Here is a 19,421-nt window from a genome sequence, read left to right on the forward strand (position 1 = left end):
CCGGTTCCTCATGGTGACTATTCGACCATTTCCGAGAGCTCCAGCCAGCGATTTTCCAGCGCGCCGACCTCATTTTCGAGGGCACGCAGCTCGCCGGTCAGGCGGGTGATGCCGACGTGGTCGGACTGGTCGTGGTCGGCGAGTTCGACGTGCTTGGCCTTGATGCGATCGGAGAGCCGGGCCAGCTGGCGGTCGACGGAGGCCAGCTCCTTTTCGTCGGCGCGACGTTGGGCGCCGGACATCGTCTCCGGCTCGACGGTTGCCGGCCGCGGTTCCGGGGCGCCGGGGGACCGGGCCGCCAGCCGCAGATACTCGTCGATGCCACCCGGCAGGTGGCGCAGCCGGCCGTCGAGGATCGCGTACTGCTGGTCGGTGACGCGTTCCAACAGATAGCGGTCGTGCGAGACGACGATCAGGGTGCCGGGCCAGGAGTCGAGCAAATTTTCGGTGGCCGTGAGCATGTCGGTGTCGACGTCGTTGGTGGGCTCGTCGAGCAGCAGCACGTTCGGCTCGGCCAGCAGGGTGAGCATCAGCTGCAGGCGTCGCCGCTGCCCGCCGGACAGCTCGCCGACGCGCGCGGAGAGCTGGCCGCGCCCGAACCCGAGCCGCTCCAGCAGCTGGGTCGGGGTGACCTCGCGGCCTTCGACCTGGTAGCCGCCGCGCAGCCCGCTCAGCACGTCGGCGATCCGGTCACCGGCGTATCGGTTCAGCAGGTCGCCCTGCTGGTCGAGCACCGCCAGCAGCACCGTCTTGCCGCGCTTGACCCGCCCGATGTCCGGCGTGACGGTGCCCGTGATCAAGCCCAACAGCACCGGCATCGTCGGCGCCGTTCGCGCCGACGATGCCGGTGCGCTCGCCGGGGGCGATCCGCCACTCGACGTCGCGCAGCACCGGGCGGCCCGCGAAGGAGACGGACACGCCCAGCAGGTCGATCACGTCCTTGCCGAGCCGGGCCGTCGCCAGCTTGGCCAGCTCGACGGTGTTGCGCAGCGGCGGTACGTCGGCGATCAGCTGGTTGGCGGCGTCGATGCGGAACTTGGGCTTGGAGGTCCGCGCCGCCGGCCCCCGGCGCAGCCACGCCAGCTCCTTGCGCATCAGGTTCTGCCGCTTGGCCTCCACCGCCGCGGCCTGCCGGTCCCGCTCGACGCGCTGCAGCACGTAGGCCGCGTAGCCGCCCTCGAACGGTTCGACGATGCCGTCGTGCACCTCCCATGTCGTGGTGGCCACCTCGTCGAGAAACCAGCGGTCGTGCGTCACCACCAGCAGCCCGCCGGTGTTGCGCGCCCAGCGCTGCCGCAGATGGCCGGCCAGCCAGGTGATTCCCTCGATGTCGAGGTGGTTGGTGGGTTCGTCGAGGGCGATGACGTCCCACTCGCCGATCAGCAGTTGGGCCAGCTGCACCCGCCGGCGCGGCCCGCCGCTGAGCGTAAAAGTCGTTGCATCCCAATCGATATCGGACACCAGCCCGCCGACCACGTCGCGGACTTTTGCGTTGCCGGCCCATTGGTGTTCGGCTTGGTCGCCGACCAGGGTCCAGCCGACGGTGTGCGCCGGGTCCAGCGTGTCGGCCTGGCTCAGCGCGCCGACTCGCAATCCGCTGCGCCGGGTGACCCGGCCGGAGTTGGGTTGCAGCTGACCGGACAGCAGCCGCAGCAGGCTGGACTTGCCGTCGCCGTTGCGCCCGACGATGCCGATGCGGGCGCCGTCGTTGACCCCGAGCGAGATCGACTCGAATACCACTTGAGTCGGGTATTCCAGGTGAACGGCCTCGGCCCCCAGTAGGTGCGCCACCGGCCCGACGGTAGCAAGGCCGCCGGCGGGCCGAGGGCTGCACCACCCCGCGAGCAAACGCGCTGACCAGAACCGCCAAGGACGCCGATGTGCCATGATGTCTCCGCTGTCGAGAGTGGGGAGCAGCGGTGGATCTGAACTTGTCGATGATCACGCGGCCGGTGGAACGACTGGTCGCGACGGCCCAAAACGGTCTGGAGGTCTTGCGCCTCGGCGGCCTGGAAACCGGCACCGTTCCCTCGCCGTCGCAGATCGTCGAGAGCGTGCCGATGTACAAGCTGCGGCGCTACTTCCCGCCCGACAATCGTCCCGGCCAACGGCCGGTCGGCCCGCCGGTGCTGATGGTGCACCCGATGATGATGTCGGCCGACATGTGGGACGTGACCCGCGAAGACGGCGCGGTCGGCATCCTGCACGCGCACGGGCTGGATTGCTGGGTGATCGACTTCGGCTCACCCGACAAGGTCGAGGGCGGCATGCGCCGCAACCTGGCCGACCACATCGTCGCGCTCAGCCAGGCCATCGATACGGTCCGGGAGACGACCGGTAACGACGTGCACCTGGTCGGCTATTCGCAGGGTGGCATGTGGTGCTACCAGGTCGCCGCCTACCGGCGTTCGAAAGCGCTGGCCAGCATCGTCACCTTCGGGTCGCCGGTGGACACCCTGGCCGCGTTGCCGATGGGCATCCCGGCAAACTTTGCCCCGCCCGTCGCGAACTTCATGGCCGATCACGTCTTCAGCCGGCTGGCCATCCCCGGCTGGATGGCGCGGGCGGGTTTCCAGATGCTCGATCCGCTCAAGACCGCCAAGGCGCGGGTCGACTTCGTGCGACAGCTGCACGACCGCGAGGCGCTGCTGCCCCGCGAACAACAGCGCAGATTCCTCGAGCGCGAAGGCTGGATCGCCTGGTCCGGCCCGGCGATCTCGGAGCTGCTCAAGCAGTTCATCGCCCACAACCGGATGATGACCGGCGGTTTCGCCGTCAACGGGCAGATGGTCACGCTCACCGACATCACCTGCCCGGTGCTGGCCTTCGTCGGCGAGGTCGACGACATCGGCCAGCCGGCCTCGGTGCGCGGCATCCGGCGGGCCGCACCCGACGCCGAGGTCTACGAGGCCCGCATCCGGACCGGGCATTTCGGCCTGGTCGTCGGATCCAAAGCGGCCGAGCAGGGTTGGCCGACCGTCGCCGCGTGGGTCGAGTGGCTGTCCTCCGGCGGCGACAAGCCGGCCGGCATCGATCTGATGGCCGATCAGCCCGAAGAGCACACCGACAGCGGTGTCGCGCTGAGCTCCCGGATCACGCACGGCCTCGGCGAGGCGTCGGAGGCGGCGCTGGAATTGGTCCGCGGCGCCACCGGGGCGGTGGTCGCGGCCAACAAGTCCATCCGGACCCTGGCCGTGGAGACCGCACGCACGCTGCCCCGGCTGGCCCGGCTCGGGCAGATCAACGACCACACGCGAATCTCGTTGGGCCGCATCATCAGCGAGCAGGCCAGCAGCGCGCCCCGCGGGGAGTTCCTGCTGTTCGACGGTCGGGTTCACACCTATGAAGCGGTCGATCGGCGCATCAACAACGTGGTCCGCGGCCTGATTCAGGTCGGCGTCCGACAGGGCGACCGGGTGGGCGTGCTGATGGAGACCCGGCCCAGCGCCCTGGTCGCGATCGCCGCGCTGTCACGGTTGGGCGCGGTCGCGGTGGTGATGCACCCTGAGGCGGACCTGGCCGCGTCGGTCCGGCTGGGGCGCGTCACCGAAATTCTGACCGACCCCACCAACCTGGAGGCCGCACGGCAATGGCCGGGACAGGTGCTGGTGCTCGGCGGCGGTGAGACGCGCGATCTGCACCTGCCCGACGACGGCAGCGTCATCGACATGGAACAGATCGACCCGGACGCGGTCGAGCTGCCCGCCTGGTACCGGCCCAACCCGGGGCTGGCCCGCGACCTGGTGTTCATCGCGCTCAGCGCGGCCGGCGGCGAACTCGTCGCCAAGCAGATCACCAACTACCGGTGGGCGGTGTCGGCGTTCGGAACCGCGTCGGCGGCTGGCCTGAGCGCCCGCGACACCGTGTACTGCCTGACGCCGCTGCATCACGAGTCTGCGCTGCTGGTCGCCCTCGGCGGCGCGGTCGTCGGCGGAACCCGCATCGCGTTGTCGCGCGGACTGCGCGCCGACCGTTTCGTCCACGAGATACGGCAGTACGGGGTCACCGTGGTGTCCTACACCTGGGCGATGCTGCGCGACGTCGTCGACGATCCCGCGTTCGTGCTGCACGGCAATCACCCGGTGCGGTTGTTCATCGGCTCGGGCATGCCGACCGGATTGTGGGAGCGGGTAATCGACGCGTTCGCGCCGGCCAACGTCGTCGAGTTCTTCGCGACCACCGACGGTCAGGCGGTGCTGGCCAACGTGTCCGGAGCCAAGGTCGGCAGCAAGGGCCGCCCGCTGCCCGGGGCCGGGCGAATCGAGCTCGGGGCCTACGACACCGAACACGACCTGATCCTGGAAGACGAGCGGGGCTTCGTGCAGGTTGCCGACACGAACCAGGTCGGCGTGCTGCTCGCCGCATCCAGGGGGCCGATCGACCCGACGGCCTCGGTCAAGCGCGGGGTCTTCGCGCCCGCCGACACCTGGATCTCCACCGAGCACCTGTTCCGCCGCGACGAGGACGGCGACTACTGGTTGCTGGGCAGGCGCGGCTCGGTGGTGCACACCGCGCGCGGGGTGGTCTATTCCGACGCCGTCACCGATGCGCTCGGCCTGATCAACGGCGTGGACCTCGCCGTGACCTACAACGTGCCGTTCGGCGACCAGGAGGTGGCACTGTCCGCGGTGACGCTGCTGCCGGGAGCCAGCGTCACCGCGGCCGACCTGACCGAAGCGTTCGCCGACCTGCCCGTCGGGCTCGGACCCGACATCGTGCACGTCGTGCCCGAGATGACACTGAGCGCCACCTATCGCCCGACGGTCAGCGCGCTGCGGGCCGCCGGGATTCCCAAATCCGGGCGCCACGCCTGGTACTTCGACACCGCCGCCCAGCAATACCGCAAGCTGACACCCGCGGTGCGGGCCGAGCTGAGCGCCACCTACAAGGGCGCCGATGCTTGACGACACGCTGCTGAGCATTCTGGTCTGCCCGCAGGACCGGGGTCCGTTGCTGCTCGTGGATGACGAGCTGCTCTACAACCCGCGACTGCGTCGCGCCTACCGCATCGAGGGCGGCATCCCGGTGCTGCTGATCGATGAGGCGCGCGACGTCGTCGACGACGAGCACGCCCGCCTCATGGCGCGAGGCCGTCCGGTAACTCCCCGGTGAGATAGCGCTGCAGATTCGGTGCGATGGTCGCCGCGATCCGGTCGGCCGGCAGCGACGCGAACGGCTCGAGCTTGACGATGTAGCGCGCCATCACCACGCCCATCAACTGCGACGCGACGAACTGGACGCGGATCGCGCCCGTTCCCGCGGGATTGTCGATGCGCGGACCGACTTCGGCGACGATGACATCCTGCAGGAAGGAGCGCGCCAAACTCACCTCGGCACCCGAAATCAGTGAGCGCAAGGTCGCGATCAGTCCGGCGCCCAGCTCGGAATCCCAGATCGGCAGCAGCAGCGACGGCAGCCGCAACCCGAGCTCTTCCACCGGGGTCTCGCGAATCGGCTTCAACACCGTCATCGGATCCATCGGCAGCTGGATCGCGGCGGCGAACAGCTGCTGTTTGGTGCCGAAGTAGTGGTGTACCAGCGCCGCATCCACGCCGGCCGCCGCGGCCACCGCACGCACCGAGGTGCGGTCAATGCCGTTGCGGGCGAACAACTCTCGCGCACTGCCCAGGATGCGTTCCCGGGTGTCGGAGCTTCCGGCCGGCCGCCCGGGGCGCCTGCGCGTGGTGTTGGCGGCCGTCACGTCAGGGCGTCCGGCGCCGCAACGTCGCCGCGGCCAGGCGCAGCGCCGCGAACGCGGAACCCGCCACCACGACGATGTCGCGCACGGCGGTACCGGTCAGTTCGGGATGCGAATCGACCTGTTGCAGAGCTTCCAGCGCGTAGCCGGCCGGCAAGACATTGCTGATCCATTGCAGCCAGTCTGGCATCAGCGCGCGCGGGACGATGATGCCGGCCAGCAGCAGCTGCGGCACCATCACCAGCGGGATGAACTGCACGGCCTGAAACTCGGTGCGGGCGAACGCACTACACAGCAGGCCAAGGCCGACGCCGAGCACCGCGTTGACGATCGCGATCACGAACACCCAATACCAGGCGCCCTTGGTGTCGAAGCCGAGGAACCAGAACGACACGATGCACGCCAGGGTCGCCTGGGCCGCCGCGGCGATGGAGAAGGCGGTGCCGTAGGCGATCAGCAGATCGAGCCGGTGCAGGGGGGTGGTCAGGATCCGCTCCAGGGTCCCCGAGGCCCGTTCGCGCTGCATGGTGATCGCGGTGATGATGAACATCACGATCAGCGGGAAAAGGCCCAGCAGGATCAGGCAGGCGTTGTTGAACGGCGACGGCGTTCCCGGCAAGTGCCGGGCATTGTGAAACATGAAGTACATCAACGTGATAACCAGAACCGGCACCACGAGGATAATCGCGACACTGCGGTGATCCGACGCCAGCTGGCGCAGAATCCGCGTCGTGGTGGCGGTGTAGCCCGTGAGGCTCATCCTGCTTTGGGACCGGCGGACTGCATGATGGTGCGCTTGATGATGGACAGAAACGCGTCCTCCAGTGACGTGCATCCGGTGTCCTCTCGTAGTTGCGTCGGCGTGGTGTGAGCGACCAGGTTGCCGTCGCGCATCAGCAACAGGTCGCCGCAGTGGCCGGCCTCGTCCATGACGTGGCTCGAGACCCGTAGCGTGGTTCCCGCGCGGGCGAGGTCGTTGAACTGTTCCCACAGGTCGGCGCGCAGCACCGGGTCCAGCCCGACGGTGGGCTCGTCGAGCACCAGCAGTTTCGGCTGGCAGACCAGTGCGCACGCCAGTGACACCCTGGTGCGCTGGCCGCCGGAGAGGTTGGCGCTCAACGCGGTCCGGTGATCGGTCAGCCCGACCCGCTCGATCGCGTCGTCGGCGGCTCGGCCCTCGAAGCCGTACAGCGCCGCGAAGTAGCGAACGTTGTCGACGACCCGCAGGTCGTCGTAGATGGTCGGGTCTTGCGGCAGGTAGCCGACGTGGCGACGCAGCTCTGGGGAGCCGGCGGGCTTGCCGAGCACGGTCACGGTACCCGACGTCACGATCTGCGTGCCGACGATGCAGCGGATCAGCGTGGTCTTGCCGCAGCCGGACGGGCCGAGCAGGCCGGTGATGCTGCCCTTCCGTATTTGCACCGAAATATCGTGCAGACCTGGGTGTTTGCCCCGGATGTCGCGCAGGCGGTCGATGTCGACCGCCGGCTCGTCGCCGTGCGAGACCAATTCATCATGAGATGAAATCATCATGTGATGAATATCCGTCGTCGGCGCGGACGTGTCAAGGGGTGGGTTTACCTACCGCAGACTGCAACTACCGACGGATGCACTCGGGCGATGCGTCGGTAGTTGCAGTCTCGCGGCGTTCAGCCGGGGGAGTCGGGGCGCCGCAACGGCAGATGACCGTGCACGCCTTCGGCGTAGGCGGTCTCGGCGTGCTGCGTGAAGTCGACGCCGGTGGTTTCGTCTTCGGGGCTGAGCCGAAAACGCATCACCCGATCGATCACCTTCGCGAGGATCAACGTCATCACGAATGCGTAGATCGCGACGACGACGATCGCGAGCGACTGCTTGCCGAGCTGGCCGAAGCCGCCGCCATAGAGCAGTCCCCGCGGACCCGACGTCATGACGGCCGTGGCCAGCAGCCCGATCAGAAAGAATCCGATCACCCCGCCGACGAAGTGCACACCGACGACGTCGAGCGAATCGTCATAGTTGAAGCGCAATTTCGCGGTCACCGCGAACGCGCACACAACGCCCGCGGCCAGGCCGACGGCCGCTGCACCCAGCGTGTCGACGGTGCCGCAGGACGGCGTGATCGCGACCAGGCCGGCGACCACCCCGGATACCGCGCCGAACGTCGTGGGTCTGCCGTCGCGGATCTGCTCGACCGTGAGCCAGCCCAGCATGCCCAGGCAGCCGGCGACGACCGTATTGAGGAAGATGGCCGCGGCAGTTCCGTTGGCGGCCAAGGCGGATCCGGCGTTGAAGCCGAACCAGCCGAACCACAGCAGCCCGACGCCGACGAACAGCAGCGACAGATTGTGTGGGCGCATCGCGTCTTTCTTGAAGCCGATCCGCGGCCCGAGCACCAGCGCCAGCGCCAGCGCCGAGGAACCGGAGACGATCTCGACGACCAGACCGCCGGCATAGTCGAGCACGCCGAGCTTGGCCAGCCAGCCGCCGGAGCCCCACACCCAGTGCGCGACAACCGAATACACCACGACCGCCCAGACCGGGACGAACACCATCCAGGCCGCGAAGCGGGCGCGGTCGGCGATCGCGCCACTGACCAGGGCTGCGGTGATGATCGCGAACGTCAATTGGAAGGTGGCATAGAGCAGTTCGGGAACCGTGCCGTGCGCGGTGTCGGGTGTGATTCCGAGCATGCCGAGATGGCTGAGGTTGCCGATGAACCCGCCGGCCCCGTCCTCGGAGAACGCCAGGGTGTAGCCGATCAGCAGCCACGCCACCGTGACCAGCGGGATCGAGACGAAGCTCATCATGATCATGTTGAGCACCCCGGTGGTGCGGACCATGCCGCCGTAGAAGATCGCCAGGCCCGGGGTCATCAGCAGGACCAGGGCGGTACTGGCCAGCAGCCACGCGGTCGCGGCGGGGTCGATTGCATGCATTCTTTGGGCTCCTTCGCCTCGCGGCATCCGGGAGTTTGCCATGTTTGGGCTCTCGGTAGGTTCGGTGGGTGGGTGCTGGCGAGCTGGTGGTCGACCCGGTCGCGGCCGCGCACCGGTTACTCGGCGCCACCCTCACCGGGCGCGGCGTACGCGCGGTCGTGGTCGAGGTCGAGGCTTACGGCGGGGTTCCCGACGGTCCCTGGCCGGACGCGGCGGCGCACTCCTACCGAGGCCGCAGCGGCCGCAACGCCGTGATGTTCGGGCCGCCCGGACGCCTGTATACCTACCTCAGCCACGGGATTCACACCTGCGCCAACGTCTCGTGCGGACCCGACGGCACGGCCGCCGCGGTGCTGCTGCGCGCCGCCGTGATCGAGGACGGTATCGAGATCGCCGAGGGCCGCCGCGGCGAGTCCGTCCGCACCGCCGCACTGGCGCGGGGACCGGGAAACCTGTGCGCGGCGCTGGGAATCTCGATGTCCGACAACGGGATTGACCTGTTCGACCCGGACAGCCCGGTGACGCTGAGGCTGAATGCGGTCGTCGGCGCGGTGGCGGGCCCACGCGTCGGCGTCAGCCAGGCCGCCGACCGGCCGTGGCGACTGTGGCTTGCCGGTCGACCCGAGGTCTCGGCGTATCGGCGAAGTCCGCGGGCACCTGCCCCGGGCGCCAGCGACTAGAGTTTTGCGCGATGTGTGCTGAGATCCTCGACGAGCTGGGCTGGCGTGGGCTGACCGCGCAGTCCACGGACCTCGATGCCCTGGCCGCCGAGGCGCAGCGCGGACCGCTGACCGTGTACGCCGGGTTCGACCCCACCGCGCCCAGCCTGCACGCGGGCCACCTGGTGCCGCTGCTGGCACTGCGGCGTTTCCAGCGCGCCGGGCACCGTCCGATCGTGCTCGCGGGCGGGGCCACCGGCATGATCGGGGACCCGCGTGAGGTCGGCGAGCGCAGTCTGAACGAGGCCGGCACCGTCGCGGACTGGACGGAACGGATTCGCGGACAGCTGGAACGCTTCGTCGACTTCGACGACTCGCCCACGGGCGCGATCGTGGCCAACAACCTCGAATGGACGGGCCAGCTGTCGGCGATCGAGTTCCTGCGGGATCTCGGCAAACACTTCTCGGTCAACGTGATGCTGGATCGCGACACCATCCGGCGCCGGCTGGAGGGCGACGGCATCTCCTACACCGAGTTCAGCTACATGCTGCTGCAGGCCAACGACTACGTCGAATTGCACCAGCGCTACGGCTGTTCGCTGCAGATCGGCGGCTCGGATCAATGGGGCAACATCATCGCCGGGGTGCGCCTGGTGCGCCAGAAGCTCGGCGCGACGGTGCATGCCCTCACCGTCCCGCTGGTCACGGCGGCCGACGGCACCAAATTCGGCAAATCGACCGGCGGCAGCAACCTGTGGCTGGACTCCCAGCTGACCAGTCCGTACGCCTGGTACCAGTACTTCATCAACACCGCCGACGCGGACGTGATCCGGTACCTGCGGTGGTTCACCTTCTTGTCGGCCGAGGAGCTGGCCGAGCTGGAACAGACCACCGCCGAGCGTCCGCAACAACGCGCCGCCCAACGTCGGCTCGCCACCGAACTCACCGTCTTGGTGCACGGTGCGGCGGCCACCGCGGCCGTCGAGCATGCCAGCAAGGCGCTGTTCGGACAGGGCGAGCTGGGCCGTCTCGACGAGGCGACGCTGGCCGCCGCGCTGCGCGAAACATCGGTCGCCGAGCTCAAACCCGGTGGCCCCGACGGGATTGTCGACCTGCTGGTGGCCAGTGGCCTGTCGGCCAGCAAGGGCGCCGCGCGCCGCACGATCGGGGAGGGTGGCGTGTCCGTCAACAACATTCGGGTGGACAGCGACGAATGGTCGCCGCAGGATTCGGATTTCCTGTACGGCCGGTGGCTGGTGCTGCGCCGCGGCAAGCGCAACATCGCCGGCATAGAGAAGGTCTAGAGAGGTTTATTCAGCGGGGACCTCGTCATCGGAGGGGAAGCCGATACGAGAGGAGGGAAGGCCTCGTTTGGAAGGAGCGACGAGATCCCCGCTGCGAGAACCAGTTTTCCCAATTCCGCGCCGTGCGGGTATCCCACAACCGGCTGAAATACCGGTGGATACCCCCTGTCCCCCATTCGGGGGACAGGCCCGATCGAAGTGGTGGCGCAGAATCCACCAAATCGTTTGTGCCGCAACGTATTTATCTGACAAGCTGGGACCGACGACCGGGGTGGGTGTCCGGCGGCGGAACATATTGCACCCGAACTTGTCAAGACGTTCGGAGCAAAACGCGGTGGTGTGCAAACCTTTACCGTGCCGTGCCCTGAACGTGACCCGCGTTGGCCACTGTAGTCACAGTGTTTTGCGCAGCCACCGGACAATCGACGAGAAGCGAGAGATGACGGCGCAATCAATGACGTACCAGTGGACCTTAGGGGTCGGCGCACAGGCGAAGGCCTTCGGGTTCATGGCGTTGACCGCGGCCTTGACCGCCGCCGCCGCGACGATGGCCGCGCCCATCCGCGCCGACATCGCAGGCAACGCCTTTCTGTCCAGGCTGACCAATGCCGGCATTGCCGTCACCCAACCGGCCACGACTTTGGCGCAGGGGCAATCGGTCTGCCCGATGCTGATCCAGCCCGGCGGGTCGTTCGATTCGGTCGTGTCCGAAGTGGCCACCGGCAACGGGATGACGGAGAAAAATGCGGGCATTTTCACGATCATCGCGATCGGCACGTTCTGTCCTGCGATGATCGCGCCGTTGATCCCGGACCGGTTCAAGGCGTAGCGAGACCCTCACCCGGCTGCCCGTATCCTTTCGGGGAGGCCGGGAGCAATCGAGGTGAACGACACCAGTGGGCGACGACAGGCAGCGTCACAACGGCGAACGACGTCCGCACTCAGGGTCCGCGAGCGCGCCGAGGCGGGGGCCGCGCACCGAGCGCGACGGCCGGTGGTCGGGACCGGGCCGGGCGCGCGCGGCCCAGCCGCAGAACACCCCCGATCGTGATCGTCCCGACGACGGGCCGCCGATACCGCCCGACATCGACGCCAGACAGCTGGCCCCGGAGATCCGCGGTGAGCTGAGCACCTTGGACCGCGCCAGCGCCGACGCGGTGGCGCGGCATCTGGTCGCCGCGGGTGAGATGATGGACGAAGACCCCGAGGCCGCGCTGAATCACGCCCGTGCCGCGCGAGCCAGGTCCAGCAGGATCGCCGCGATTCGCGAAGCCGTCGGGATCGCCGCCTACCGCTGCGGCGACTGGGCCCAGGCGCTGTCGGAATTGCGTGCCGCTCGCCGGATGGGTAGCAAGTCTTCGTTGCTGGCGTTGATCGCGGATTGCGAACGCGGCCTTGGCCGTCCGGAACGGGCGATCGAATTGGCGCGCGGCGAGGAGGCGGCTCAGCTCAGCGGCGACGACGCCGACGAGCTGCGCATCGTGATCGCCGGCGCCCGCTCCGATCTCGGGCAGCGCGAGGCGGCGCTGACCGTCTTGTCCACGCCGCAACTGGACCCGACCCGCTCCGGCACGACGGCCGCCCGGCTGTTCTACGCCTACGCCGACACGCTGCTGGCGCTCGGCCGCAACGACGAAGCGCTGCAATGGTTTTTGCACTCCGCGGCCGCCGATGTCGACGGTGTCACCGATGCCGAAGACCGGGTCAGTGAGCTGGGCTCGAGCGGCGAATGATGAAAAGCATTGCGCAGGAATATGATTGCCTGCTTATCGATCTGGACGGCACCGTGTTCCGTGGCCACCGCGCCACTGACGGCGCGGTACAGACGCTCGACGAGCGTAACCAGCCGCAAGCTGTTCGTCACCAACAACGCCTCCCGCAGCGCCGACGAAGTGGCCACGCACCTGCGCGACCTCGGTTTCACCGCTACCGGCGGCGACGTGGTCACCAGCGCCCAAAGTGCCGCGCATCTGCTTTCCGTTGAGCTGCCGCCGGATTCACCCGTGCTGATCGTCGGAACCGACTCGCTGGCCAACGAGATCGCCGCCGTAGGACTGCGTCCGGTGCGCCGCTTCGACGACAACCCCGTCGCGGTCGTCCAGGGCCTGTCGATGACGATCGGCTGGCCCGATCTCGCCGAGGCCGCACTGGCGATCCGGGCCGGCGCGGTGTGGGTGGCGGCCAACGTCGACCCCACGCTGCCGACCGAGCGGGGTCTGCTGCCCGGCAACGGTTCCCTGGTGGCCGCGCTGCGAGCGGCCACGGCGCCGAGCCCAAGGTGGCCGGAAAGCCCGCGCCGACACTGTTCAACGATGCGCTCGCGCGCGGAGGCTATTCCGCGCCGCTGGTGATCGGCGACCGGTTGGACACCGACATCGAGGGCGCCAACGCCGCCGAGTTGCCCAGCCTGATGGTGCTGACCGGGGTGAACAGCGCGCGATGCGGTGTACGCGGTGCCCGCGCAGCGGCCCACCTACATCGGCCACGACCTGCGTGCGCTGCACCGGGACGGCGACCTGCTCGCGGTCGCACCGCAGCCCGGCTGGGCGATCGCGGTCGGCGATGGCGTGGTGACGGTCAGCGGCAACGGCGCCGACGACGAGGCCGACGACGGGCTGTCGATCGTGCGCGCGGTCGCCAGCGCGGTGTGGGGCGCCGATTCCCAGGCCCGGCCGGCGCGCATCCGGGCCGGCGACGACCGGGCCCGCGACGCGCTCGAGCGCTGGTCTCTCGTGCACCGGGACTAGCGGATGACTACCGTAGAACCGCAATGAATATCGATCCTGAACAGATTCGCGCCGACATCGACGAGTTGTTGGCGCAGCTGCCCGACCTGGCCGACCCGGAAAACCGGGAAACCGGCCCGTCGCTCGCCGAGCTCGAAGACATCGCACGCCGGCTTTCCAAGGCGCACGACGTGCTGCTGGCCGCGCTGGAGTCGGCGGAGAAGGGCTGAGGTGCGGGCATGGCACGACGTGCCCGCGTTGACGCCGAGCTGGTGCGGCGCGGCCTGGCGCGATCCCGTCAGCAGGCCGCCGAGTTGATCGGCGCCGGGAAGGTCAGCATCGACGGCATGCCCGCGGTCAAGCCCGGCACCGCGGTCGCGGCCACCGCGGCCCTGACCGTCGCCGACGACGGCGAGCGTCGCTGGGTTTCGCGCGGAGCCCACAAACTCATCGGCGCGCTCGACGCCTTCGGGATCGAGGTCGGGGGCCGTCGCTGCCTGGACGCCGGCGCGTCGACCGGCGGCTTCACCGAGGTCCTGCTGGACCGCGGCGCCGCCGAGATGGTGGCCGCCGACGTCGGCTACGGGCAGTTGGCCTGGTCGCTGCGCTCGGATTCGCGGGTGATCGTCGTCGAGCGGACCAACGTTCGCGACCTGTCGCCCGAGGCGATCGGCGGACGCGTCGATCTGGTGGTGGCCGACCTGTCGTTCATATCGCTGGCCACGGTGTTACCGGCGCTGACTGGTTGCGCCGACCCGGGCGCGGATATCGTTCCCATGGTGAAGCCGCAGTTTGAGGTGGGCAAGGGCCAGGTCGGCGCCGGCGGGGTGGTGCAAGACCCGGGCCTGCGCACCGACGCGGTGCTGGCCGTCGCCCGCCGCGCCGGCGAGCTGGGCTGGCACACCGTCGACGTCACCGCCAGCCCGTTGCCGGGACCGTCGGGCAATGTCGAGTACTTCCTGTGGCTGCGCGCCGACACCGATCGTGCGTTGGCCGGCGACGGGCTCGTCGACGCGGTGCACCGCGCGGTAGCCGAGGGCCTGCAATGACCGCCGAACGCACCATTCTGCTGGTCGTGCACACCGGACGCGAAGAAGCCACCGACACCGCGCGCCGTGTCCAGAAAGTGTTGAGCGACAACGGCATAGGGCTTCGTGTCTTGTCCACCGAGGCGGCGGACCGGGGGCCGCTGCAGCTGTCCGCCGACGACGTGCGGGCAATCGCCGTCGGAACCGAGGTGGTCGACGCCGAACCGGACGCCGCGGCAGGCTGCGAACTGGTGCTGGTTCTCGGCGGCGACGGCACGTTTCTGCGCGCGGCCGAACTCGCCCGCAACGCGGGCATTCCGGTGCTGGGCGTCAACCTGGGCCGCATCGGCTTTCTGGCCGAGGCCGAGGCCGAGGCCATCGACCGGGTGCTCGAGCATGTGGTCTCCAGGGACTACCGGGTCGAGGAACGCCTGACGCTCGACGTCGCGGTGCGCCACCGCGGGAAGCTGATCGATCAGGGCTGGGCGCTCAACGAGGCCAGCCTGGAGAAGGGCCCGCGGCTGGGCGTGCTGGGTGTGGTCGTCGAAATCGAGGGACGACCGGTGTCGACGTTCGGCTGCGACGGAGTACTGGTGTCGACGCCCACCGGCTCCACCGCCTACGCGTTCTCCGCCGGCGGCCCGGTGCTGTGGCCGGACCTCGAGGCGATCCTGGTGGTGCCCAACAACGCGCACGCGCTGTTCGGCCGGCCGATGGTCACCAGCCCGGAGGCCACGATCGCCATCGAGATCGAGGCCAGCGGCAACGACGCCTTGGTGTTCTGCGACGGCCGGCGCGAAATGTTGTTACCCGCGGGAGGACGCCTCGAGGTGAAACGCTGTGGCACCGCGGTGAAATGGGCACGGCTGGACAGTGCGCCGTTTACCGACCGGCTGGTGCGAAAGTTCCGGTTGCCCGTGACCGGGTGGCGCGGAAAGTAACGGCCCCGTAGCGGTACTGATGCAATGCTGACCGAAATCCGCATCGAGTCGTTGGGTGCGATCAGCTCTGCGGTCGGGGAGTTCGACCGCGGCCTGACCGTGCTGACCGGCGAGACCGGCACCGGCAAGACCATGGTGGTGAGGGGCCTGCACCTGCTCGGCGGTGCCCGTGCCGACGCGAACCGGGTGCGTTCGGGCGCCGACCGCGCGGTGGTCGAAGGCCGTTTCACCACAACCGATCTCGACGACGCCACGGTCGCACAGCTGGACGAGCTACTGGACGCGTCGGGTGGGGAGCGCGACGAGGACGGCAGCGTGATCGCGTTGCGCTCGGTCAGCCGGGACGGGCCGTCGCGGGCCTATCTGGGCGGGCGCAGCGTGCCCGCGAAGTCGTTGGGGGACTTCACGACCGAGTTGCTCACCCTGCATGGGCAAAACGACCAGCGGTTGATGCAGCCCGAGGCGCAACGCGGCGCGCTGGACCGCTTCGCGAAGGCCGGCCCGGCTCTCGAGCGTTACCGCAAACTGCGCGACGCCTGGCTGACGGCGCGGCGCGACCTGTTCGACCGCCGCAACCGGATGCGCGAGCTCGCGCTGGAGGCCGACCGGCTGAGCTTCGCGCTGGACGAGATCGACGCCGTCGACCCGCAACCCGGCGAGGACGACGCCCTGGTCGCCGACATCGTGCGGCTCTCCGAACTGGACACCCTGCGCGAGGCCGCGGCCACCGCCCGCGCGGCGCTGTCGAGCGAGGACCTGTCCGGGACCAGTGCCGCCGACAGTCTCGGACGGGCTAGGGCCGCACTGGAATCCACCGACGACGCCAAGCTGCGGGCGCTGGCCGAGCAGGTCCGCGAGGCGCAGACCGTGGTCGACGACGCGGCCCAGGAGCTGGGCGGCTACCTGGACGAGTTGCCGGTCGATGCCAGCGCGCTGGAGTCCAAGCTGGCCCGCCAAGCCGAGCTGCGGACGCTGACCCGCAAATACGCCGCCGATGTCGACGGGGTGTTGGCCTGGGCGGCCGAATCGCGCGAGCGGCTCGCCCAGCTGGACGTCTCCGAGGAGGGACTTGCCGCACTGCAGCGCCGCGCCGACGAGCTCACCGGTGAATTAGCCCAAGCTGCAGTCGATCTCAGCAAGTGTCGGCGCAAGGCGGCCAAACGGTTGGCCAAGGAGGTGACCGCGGAGCTGTCTGGGCTGGCGATGGCCGACGCCGACTTCACCATCGAGGTGAGCACTGACGTCACCGCCGACAGGGACGACCTCGCCACCTTCACGCTGCCCTCCGGGGAGCTGGTGCACGCCGGCGCCGGCGGCGTCGACCAGGTCGAGTTCGGCTTCGCCGCCCACCGGGGCATGACGGTGCTGCCGCTGGCCGAGAGCGCGTCTGGGGGCGAGCTGTCCCGGGTGATGCTGGCGCTGGAAGTCGTGCTGGCCGCCTCGGCGGCGGGCACCACGATGGTGTTCGACGAGGTCGACGCCGGCGTCGGCGGTAGGGCCGCCGTCCAGATCGGGCGGCGGTTGGCACGGTTGGCGCGCACCCACCAGGTCATCGTGGTCACCCACCTGCCGCAGGTCGCGGCCTACGCCGACGTGCACCTGGTGGTGCATCCGGCCGGGCCGCGGGGCACCAGTGTGGTGCGCCGGGTCGCCGGCGACGAGCGGGTCGCCGAGCTGGCGCGGATGCTGGCCGGGCTGGGCGAATCCGACAGCGGCCGGGCCCACGCCCGTGAACTGCTCGACGGCGCCCAGAACGACGAGATCTAACCGTCACCCGTCCCGCCAGCGTCGACTTGTTGCGCGAAAACGGCCCCTGCAGCTCGACAAGTCGACGTTCGAGACAGCATCGACATCCACCTGTTACTGATGTGACTCTAGATAACTTCTGGGGCTGATGTTACGGCGCGCCTCCACGCCTGAGCCGGTGTTCGCGGCCAGAATTGCCCCTATGAAGATGTCAGGGCTGCTCACACGCAATGCTTCCCGGCCGGGTCTGACCGGCACCGCACGGGTGGACCGCAATATCGACCGCTTGCTGCGGAGGGTCTGCCCGGGGGACATCGTGGTGCTCGACGTCCTGGACCTGGACCGCATCACCGCCGAGGCGCTGGTGGAGGCCGACATCGCCGCCGTCGTCAACGCCTCGCCGTCGGTCTCCGGCCGGTACCCGAACATGGGGCCGGAGGTATTGGTCAACAACGGCGTCACGCTGATCGACGAGACCGGGCCGGAGATCTTCAAGAAGGTCAAGGACGGCGCCAAGATCCGGCTGTATGAGGGCGGGGTGTACGCGGGCGAGCGTCGGTTGATCCGCGGCACCGAGCGCACCGACCACGACATCGCCGACCTGATGCGCGAGGCCAAGAGCGGCCTGGCCGCCCATCTGGAGGCGTTCGCCGGCAACACAATTGAGTTCATCAAGAGCGAGAGTCCGCTGCTGATCGACGGGATCGGCATTCCCGACATCGATCTCGACCTGCGTCGCCGCCACGTGGTGATCGTCGCCGACGAGGACGGCGCCGCCGACGACCTGCGCGCGCTCAAGCCGTTCATCAAGGAGTACCAGCCGGTGCTCGTCGGCGTGGGCAGCGGCGCCGACGTGCTGCGCAAGGCGGGCTACCGGCCCCAGCTCATCGTCGGCGACCCGGAGCAGATCAGCACCGAAGCCCTCAAGTGCGGCGCCCACGTCGTGCTCCCGGCCGACGCCGACGGCCACGCCCCCGGGCTGGAGCGGATTCAGGACCTCGGAGTCGGGGCGATGACCTTCCCGGCCGCGGGTTCGGCCGTCGACCTGGCCCTGTTGCTGGCCGACCACCACGGCGCGGCGCTGCTGGTGACGGCCGGTCACACCGCCAACATCGAGACGTTCTTCGACCGGACGCGGACCCAGAGCAACCCGTCGACGTTTTTGACCAGGCTGCGGGTCGGCGAGAAGGTGGTCGACGCCAAGGCGGTTGCCACCCTGTACCGCAACCACATCTCGGGCGGGGCCATCGCGCTGCTGGCACTGACGATGCTGATCGCGGTCATCGTCGCGCTGTGGGTGTCGCGCACCGATGGCGTGGTGCTGCACTGGGTCACCGACTACTGGAATCACTTCTCCCTGTGGATTCAGCACTTGGTCACGTAGTCAGCCGTAAGGACGTGCGCTCATGATCTCGTTACGCCAACATGCCTTCTCGCTGGCCGCGGTCTTTCTCGCGCTGGCCGTCGGCGTCGTGCTGGGGTCGGGCTTTTTGTCCGACACCCTGCTGTCCAGCCTGCGCGCCGAGAAGCGGGATCTCTACTCGCAGATCAACGGGCTCAACGACCAGAAGAACGTTCTGAACGAAAAGCTCAGTGCGGCAAACAATTTCGACAACCAGTTGATGTGCCGGATCGTGCACGACGGGCTGGCAGGCAAATCCGTGGTGGTCTTCCGCACCCCCGACGCCAAGGACGACGACGTTTCCGCGGTCTCCAAGATCGTTGGGCAGGCCGGCGGGACCCTCACCGGGACGGTGTCGCTGACCCAGGAGTTCGTCGACGCCAACTCCGCGGAGAAGCTGCGGACCGTGGTGAACTCGTCGGTGCTGCCCGACGGTCAGCAGCTCAGCACCAAGCTCGTCGACCAGGGGTCTCAGGCCGGTGACTTGTTGGGCATCGCGTTGCTGATCAACGCCAACCCGGCGGTCCCACCCGTCGACGACACCCAGCGCGACACCGTGCTGGCCGCGCTGCGCGAGAGCGGATTCGTCACCTATGCGCCCGGCGATCACATGGGAGCGGCCAACGCCGCCCTGATCGTCACCGGCGGCGCGCTGCCCCAGGATGCCGGAAACCAGGGGGCGAGCGTGGCCCGCTTCGCGGCGGCGCTGGCGCCGCACGGCTCGGGGACGCTGCTGGCGGGGCGGGACGGATCGTCGACGGGCGGTGCCGCGGTGGCGGTCGCGCGCGCCGACTCCGGCATCAACTCCGCGATCAGCACCGTCGACGACGTCGACGCCGCACCCGGGCGGATCACCGCGATCCTGGGCCTGCACGATTTGCTCAACGGCGGCCATGTCGGGCAGTACGGCACCGGCCACGGCGCCACCTCGATCACCGTTCCGCAGTAGCGATTCCCCACCCGCTGTCCGGTTGCCGGGCGTGTTAGCCGCGCCCTGGC

The 19,421-nt window shown here is 69.0% G+C and carries 16 protein-coding genes and 2 pseudogenes; 13 read left to right on the top strand and 5 right to left on the bottom strand.

All coding sequences use genetic code 11. The annotated features are described in order from the left end of the window. Positions 1-17: 17 nt before the first annotated feature. Positions 18-1,791, bottom strand: a pseudogene (locus T428_RS24575) (ABC-F family ATP-binding cassette domain-containing protein). A 146-nt stretch (positions 1,792-1,937) separates the two neighbouring features. Here T428_RS24575 and T428_RS0100210 point away from each other — a divergent pair. Together T428_RS0100210 and T428_RS0100215 are read left to right on the top strand one after the other, a co-directional pair. Beyond that, positions 1,938-4,904 carry an acyl-CoA synthetase gene (locus tag T428_RS0100210; protein WP_245604732.1) on the top strand — a complete coding sequence of 989 codons (2,967 nt, stop codon included), beginning with the start codon at positions 1,938-1,940 and terminating at the stop codon, positions 4,902-4,904. Continuing rightward, positions 4,897-5,112: a Trm112 family protein gene (locus T428_RS0100215; RefSeq protein ID WP_025734901.1), complete on the top strand. Its 216-nt coding sequence runs from the start codon at positions 4,897-4,899 to the stop codon at positions 5,110-5,112. Before T428_RS0100210 ends, T428_RS0100215 begins: the two co-directional genes overlap by 8 nt. On the opposite strand, the gene T428_RS0100220 is transcribed toward T428_RS0100215, so the two are convergent. From T428_RS0100220 to T428_RS0100235, 4 genes are all read right to left on the bottom strand, one after another. Next, positions 5,078-5,701: a TetR/AcrR family transcriptional regulator gene (locus tag T428_RS0100220; RefSeq protein WP_025734902.1), complete on the bottom strand. Its 624-nt coding sequence runs from the start codon at positions 5,699-5,701 to the stop codon at positions 5,078-5,080. The genes T428_RS0100215 and T428_RS0100220 overlap by 35 nt on opposite strands. A 1-nt stretch (position 5,702) precedes the next feature. Next, the gene (locus T428_RS0100225; RefSeq protein WP_245604667.1) at positions 5,703-6,458 is read right to left on the bottom strand and encodes an ABC transporter permease; all 756 of its coding nucleotides are present in this window, start codon (positions 6,456-6,458) and stop codon (positions 5,703-5,705) included. Continuing rightward, positions 6,455-7,231 carry an ABC transporter ATP-binding protein gene (locus T428_RS0100230; protein WP_025734904.1) on the bottom strand — a complete coding sequence of 259 codons (777 nt, stop codon included), beginning with the start codon at positions 7,229-7,231 and terminating at the stop codon, positions 6,455-6,457. The genes T428_RS0100225 and T428_RS0100230 overlap by 4 nt, the downstream gene beginning before the upstream one ends. A 116-nt stretch (positions 7,232-7,347) precedes the next feature. After that, positions 7,348-8,616: an ammonium transporter gene (locus T428_RS0100235; protein ID WP_025734905.1), complete on the bottom strand. Its 1,269-nt coding sequence runs from the start codon at positions 8,614-8,616 to the stop codon at positions 7,348-7,350. A 68-nt stretch (positions 8,617-8,684) separates the two neighbouring features. On the opposite strand from T428_RS0100235, the gene T428_RS0100240 reads away from it, so the two are divergent. The 11 genes and pseudogenes from T428_RS0100240 to T428_RS0100290 all read left to right on the top strand — a co-directional run bounded on the left by T428_RS0100240 (position 8,685) and on the right by T428_RS0100290 (position 19,371). Further along, a complete protein-coding gene (locus tag T428_RS0100240) occupies positions 8,685-9,296 on the top strand; it encodes a DNA-3-methyladenine glycosylase (RefSeq protein ID WP_025734906.1) in 612 nt (203 codons plus the stop codon). 11 nt (positions 9,297-9,307) lie between these two features. After that, a complete protein-coding gene (gene tyrS, locus T428_RS0100245) occupies positions 9,308-10,579 on the top strand; it encodes a tyrosine--tRNA ligase (protein WP_025734907.1) in 1,272 nt (423 codons plus the stop codon). Positions 10,580-11,126: 547 nt separating this feature from the next. Next, positions 11,127-11,408 carry a DUF732 domain-containing protein gene (locus T428_RS0100250; protein WP_245604734.1) on the top strand — a complete coding sequence of 94 codons (282 nt, stop codon included), beginning with the start codon at positions 11,127-11,129 and terminating at the stop codon, positions 11,406-11,408. A gap of 67 nt (positions 11,409-11,475) precedes the next feature. Continuing rightward, complete coding sequence (locus T428_RS0100255; RefSeq protein ID WP_084298569.1) at positions 11,476-12,312, top strand: tetratricopeptide repeat protein; 837 nt, start codon at positions 11,476-11,478, stop codon at positions 12,310-12,312. Further along, a pseudogene (locus tag T428_RS24580) lies at positions 12,312-13,326 on the top strand (HAD-IIA family hydrolase). Before T428_RS0100255 ends, T428_RS24580 begins: the two are co-directional and overlap by 1 nt. Before the next feature lie 23 nt (positions 13,327-13,349). Continuing rightward, a complete protein-coding gene (locus T428_RS0100265) occupies positions 13,350-13,535 on the top strand; it encodes a hypothetical protein (RefSeq protein WP_025734910.1) in 186 nt (61 codons plus the stop codon). Positions 13,536-13,544: 9 nt separating this feature from the next. Further along, positions 13,545-14,354: a TlyA family RNA methyltransferase gene (locus T428_RS0100270; RefSeq protein WP_025734911.1), complete on the top strand. Its 810-nt coding sequence runs from the start codon at positions 13,545-13,547 to the stop codon at positions 14,352-14,354. Continuing rightward, positions 14,351-15,274, top strand: a complete 924-nt coding sequence (locus T428_RS0100275) for an NAD kinase (RefSeq protein ID WP_025734912.1) — start codon at positions 14,351-14,353, stop codon at positions 15,272-15,274. The genes T428_RS0100270 and T428_RS0100275 overlap by 4 nt, the downstream gene beginning before the upstream one ends. A gap of 24 nt (positions 15,275-15,298) precedes the next feature. Next, complete coding sequence (recN, locus tag T428_RS0100280; RefSeq protein ID WP_025734913.1) at positions 15,299-17,041, top strand: DNA repair protein RecN; 1,743 nt, start codon at positions 15,299-15,301, stop codon at positions 17,039-17,041. A 181-nt stretch (positions 17,042-17,222) separates the two neighbouring features. Further along, on the top strand, positions 17,223-18,404 hold the full coding sequence (gene steA / locus T428_RS0100285; protein WP_025734914.1) for a putative cytokinetic ring protein SteA: 1,182 nt from the start codon (positions 17,223-17,225) through the stop codon (positions 18,402-18,404). Positions 18,405-18,426: 22 nt separating this feature from the next. After that, a complete protein-coding gene (locus tag T428_RS0100290; protein ID WP_025734915.1) occupies positions 18,427-19,371 on the top strand; it encodes a copper transporter in 945 nt (314 codons plus the stop codon). The last annotated feature ends 50 nt before the right edge of the window (positions 19,372-19,421 follow it).

The organism is Mycobacterium genavense ATCC 51234 (genome assembly GCF_000526915.1).
In the GTDB taxonomy this organism is placed as follows: domain Bacteria; phylum Actinomycetota; class Actinomycetes; order Mycobacteriales; family Mycobacteriaceae; genus Mycobacterium; species Mycobacterium genavense.

Bases quoted from the DNA above. Each gene is read 5' to 3' on its own strand.
- T428_RS0100210 (WP_245604732.1), top strand. From the start codon at position 1,938: ATGATCACGCGGCCGGTGGAACGACTGGTCGCGACGGCCCAAAACGGT.
- T428_RS0100215 (WP_025734901.1), top strand. From the start codon at position 4,897: ATGCTTGACGACACGCTGCTGAGCATTCTGGTCTGCCCGCAGGACCGG.
- T428_RS0100225 (WP_245604667.1), bottom strand. From the start codon at position 6,458: ATGAGCCTCACGGGCTACACCGCCACCACGACGCGGATTCTGCGCCAG.
- T428_RS0100230 (WP_025734904.1), bottom strand. From the start codon at position 7,231: ATGATGATTTCATCTCATGATGAATTGGTCTCGCACGGCGACGAGCCG.
- T428_RS0100235 (WP_025734905.1), bottom strand. From the start codon at position 8,616: ATGCATGCAATCGACCCCGCCGCGACCGCGTGGCTGCTGGCCAGTACC.
- tyrS (WP_025734907.1), top strand. From the start codon at position 9,308: ATGTGTGCTGAGATCCTCGACGAGCTGGGCTGGCGTGGGCTGACCGCG.
- T428_RS0100250 (WP_245604734.1), top strand. From the start codon at position 11,127: ATGGCCGCGCCCATCCGCGCCGACATCGCAGGCAACGCCTTTCTGTCC.
- T428_RS0100265 (WP_025734910.1), top strand. From the start codon at position 13,350: ATGAATATCGATCCTGAACAGATTCGCGCCGACATCGACGAGTTGTTG.
- T428_RS0100270 (WP_025734911.1), top strand. From the start codon at position 13,545: ATGGCACGACGTGCCCGCGTTGACGCCGAGCTGGTGCGGCGCGGCCTG.
- T428_RS0100275 (WP_025734912.1), top strand. From the start codon at position 14,351: ATGACCGCCGAACGCACCATTCTGCTGGTCGTGCACACCGGACGCGAA.
- recN (WP_025734913.1), top strand. From the start codon at position 15,299: ATGCTGACCGAAATCCGCATCGAGTCGTTGGGTGCGATCAGCTCTGCG.
- steA (WP_025734914.1), top strand. From the start codon at position 17,223: ATGAAGATGTCAGGGCTGCTCACACGCAATGCTTCCCGGCCGGGTCTG.
- T428_RS0100290 (WP_025734915.1), top strand. From the start codon at position 18,427: ATGATCTCGTTACGCCAACATGCCTTCTCGCTGGCCGCGGTCTTTCTC.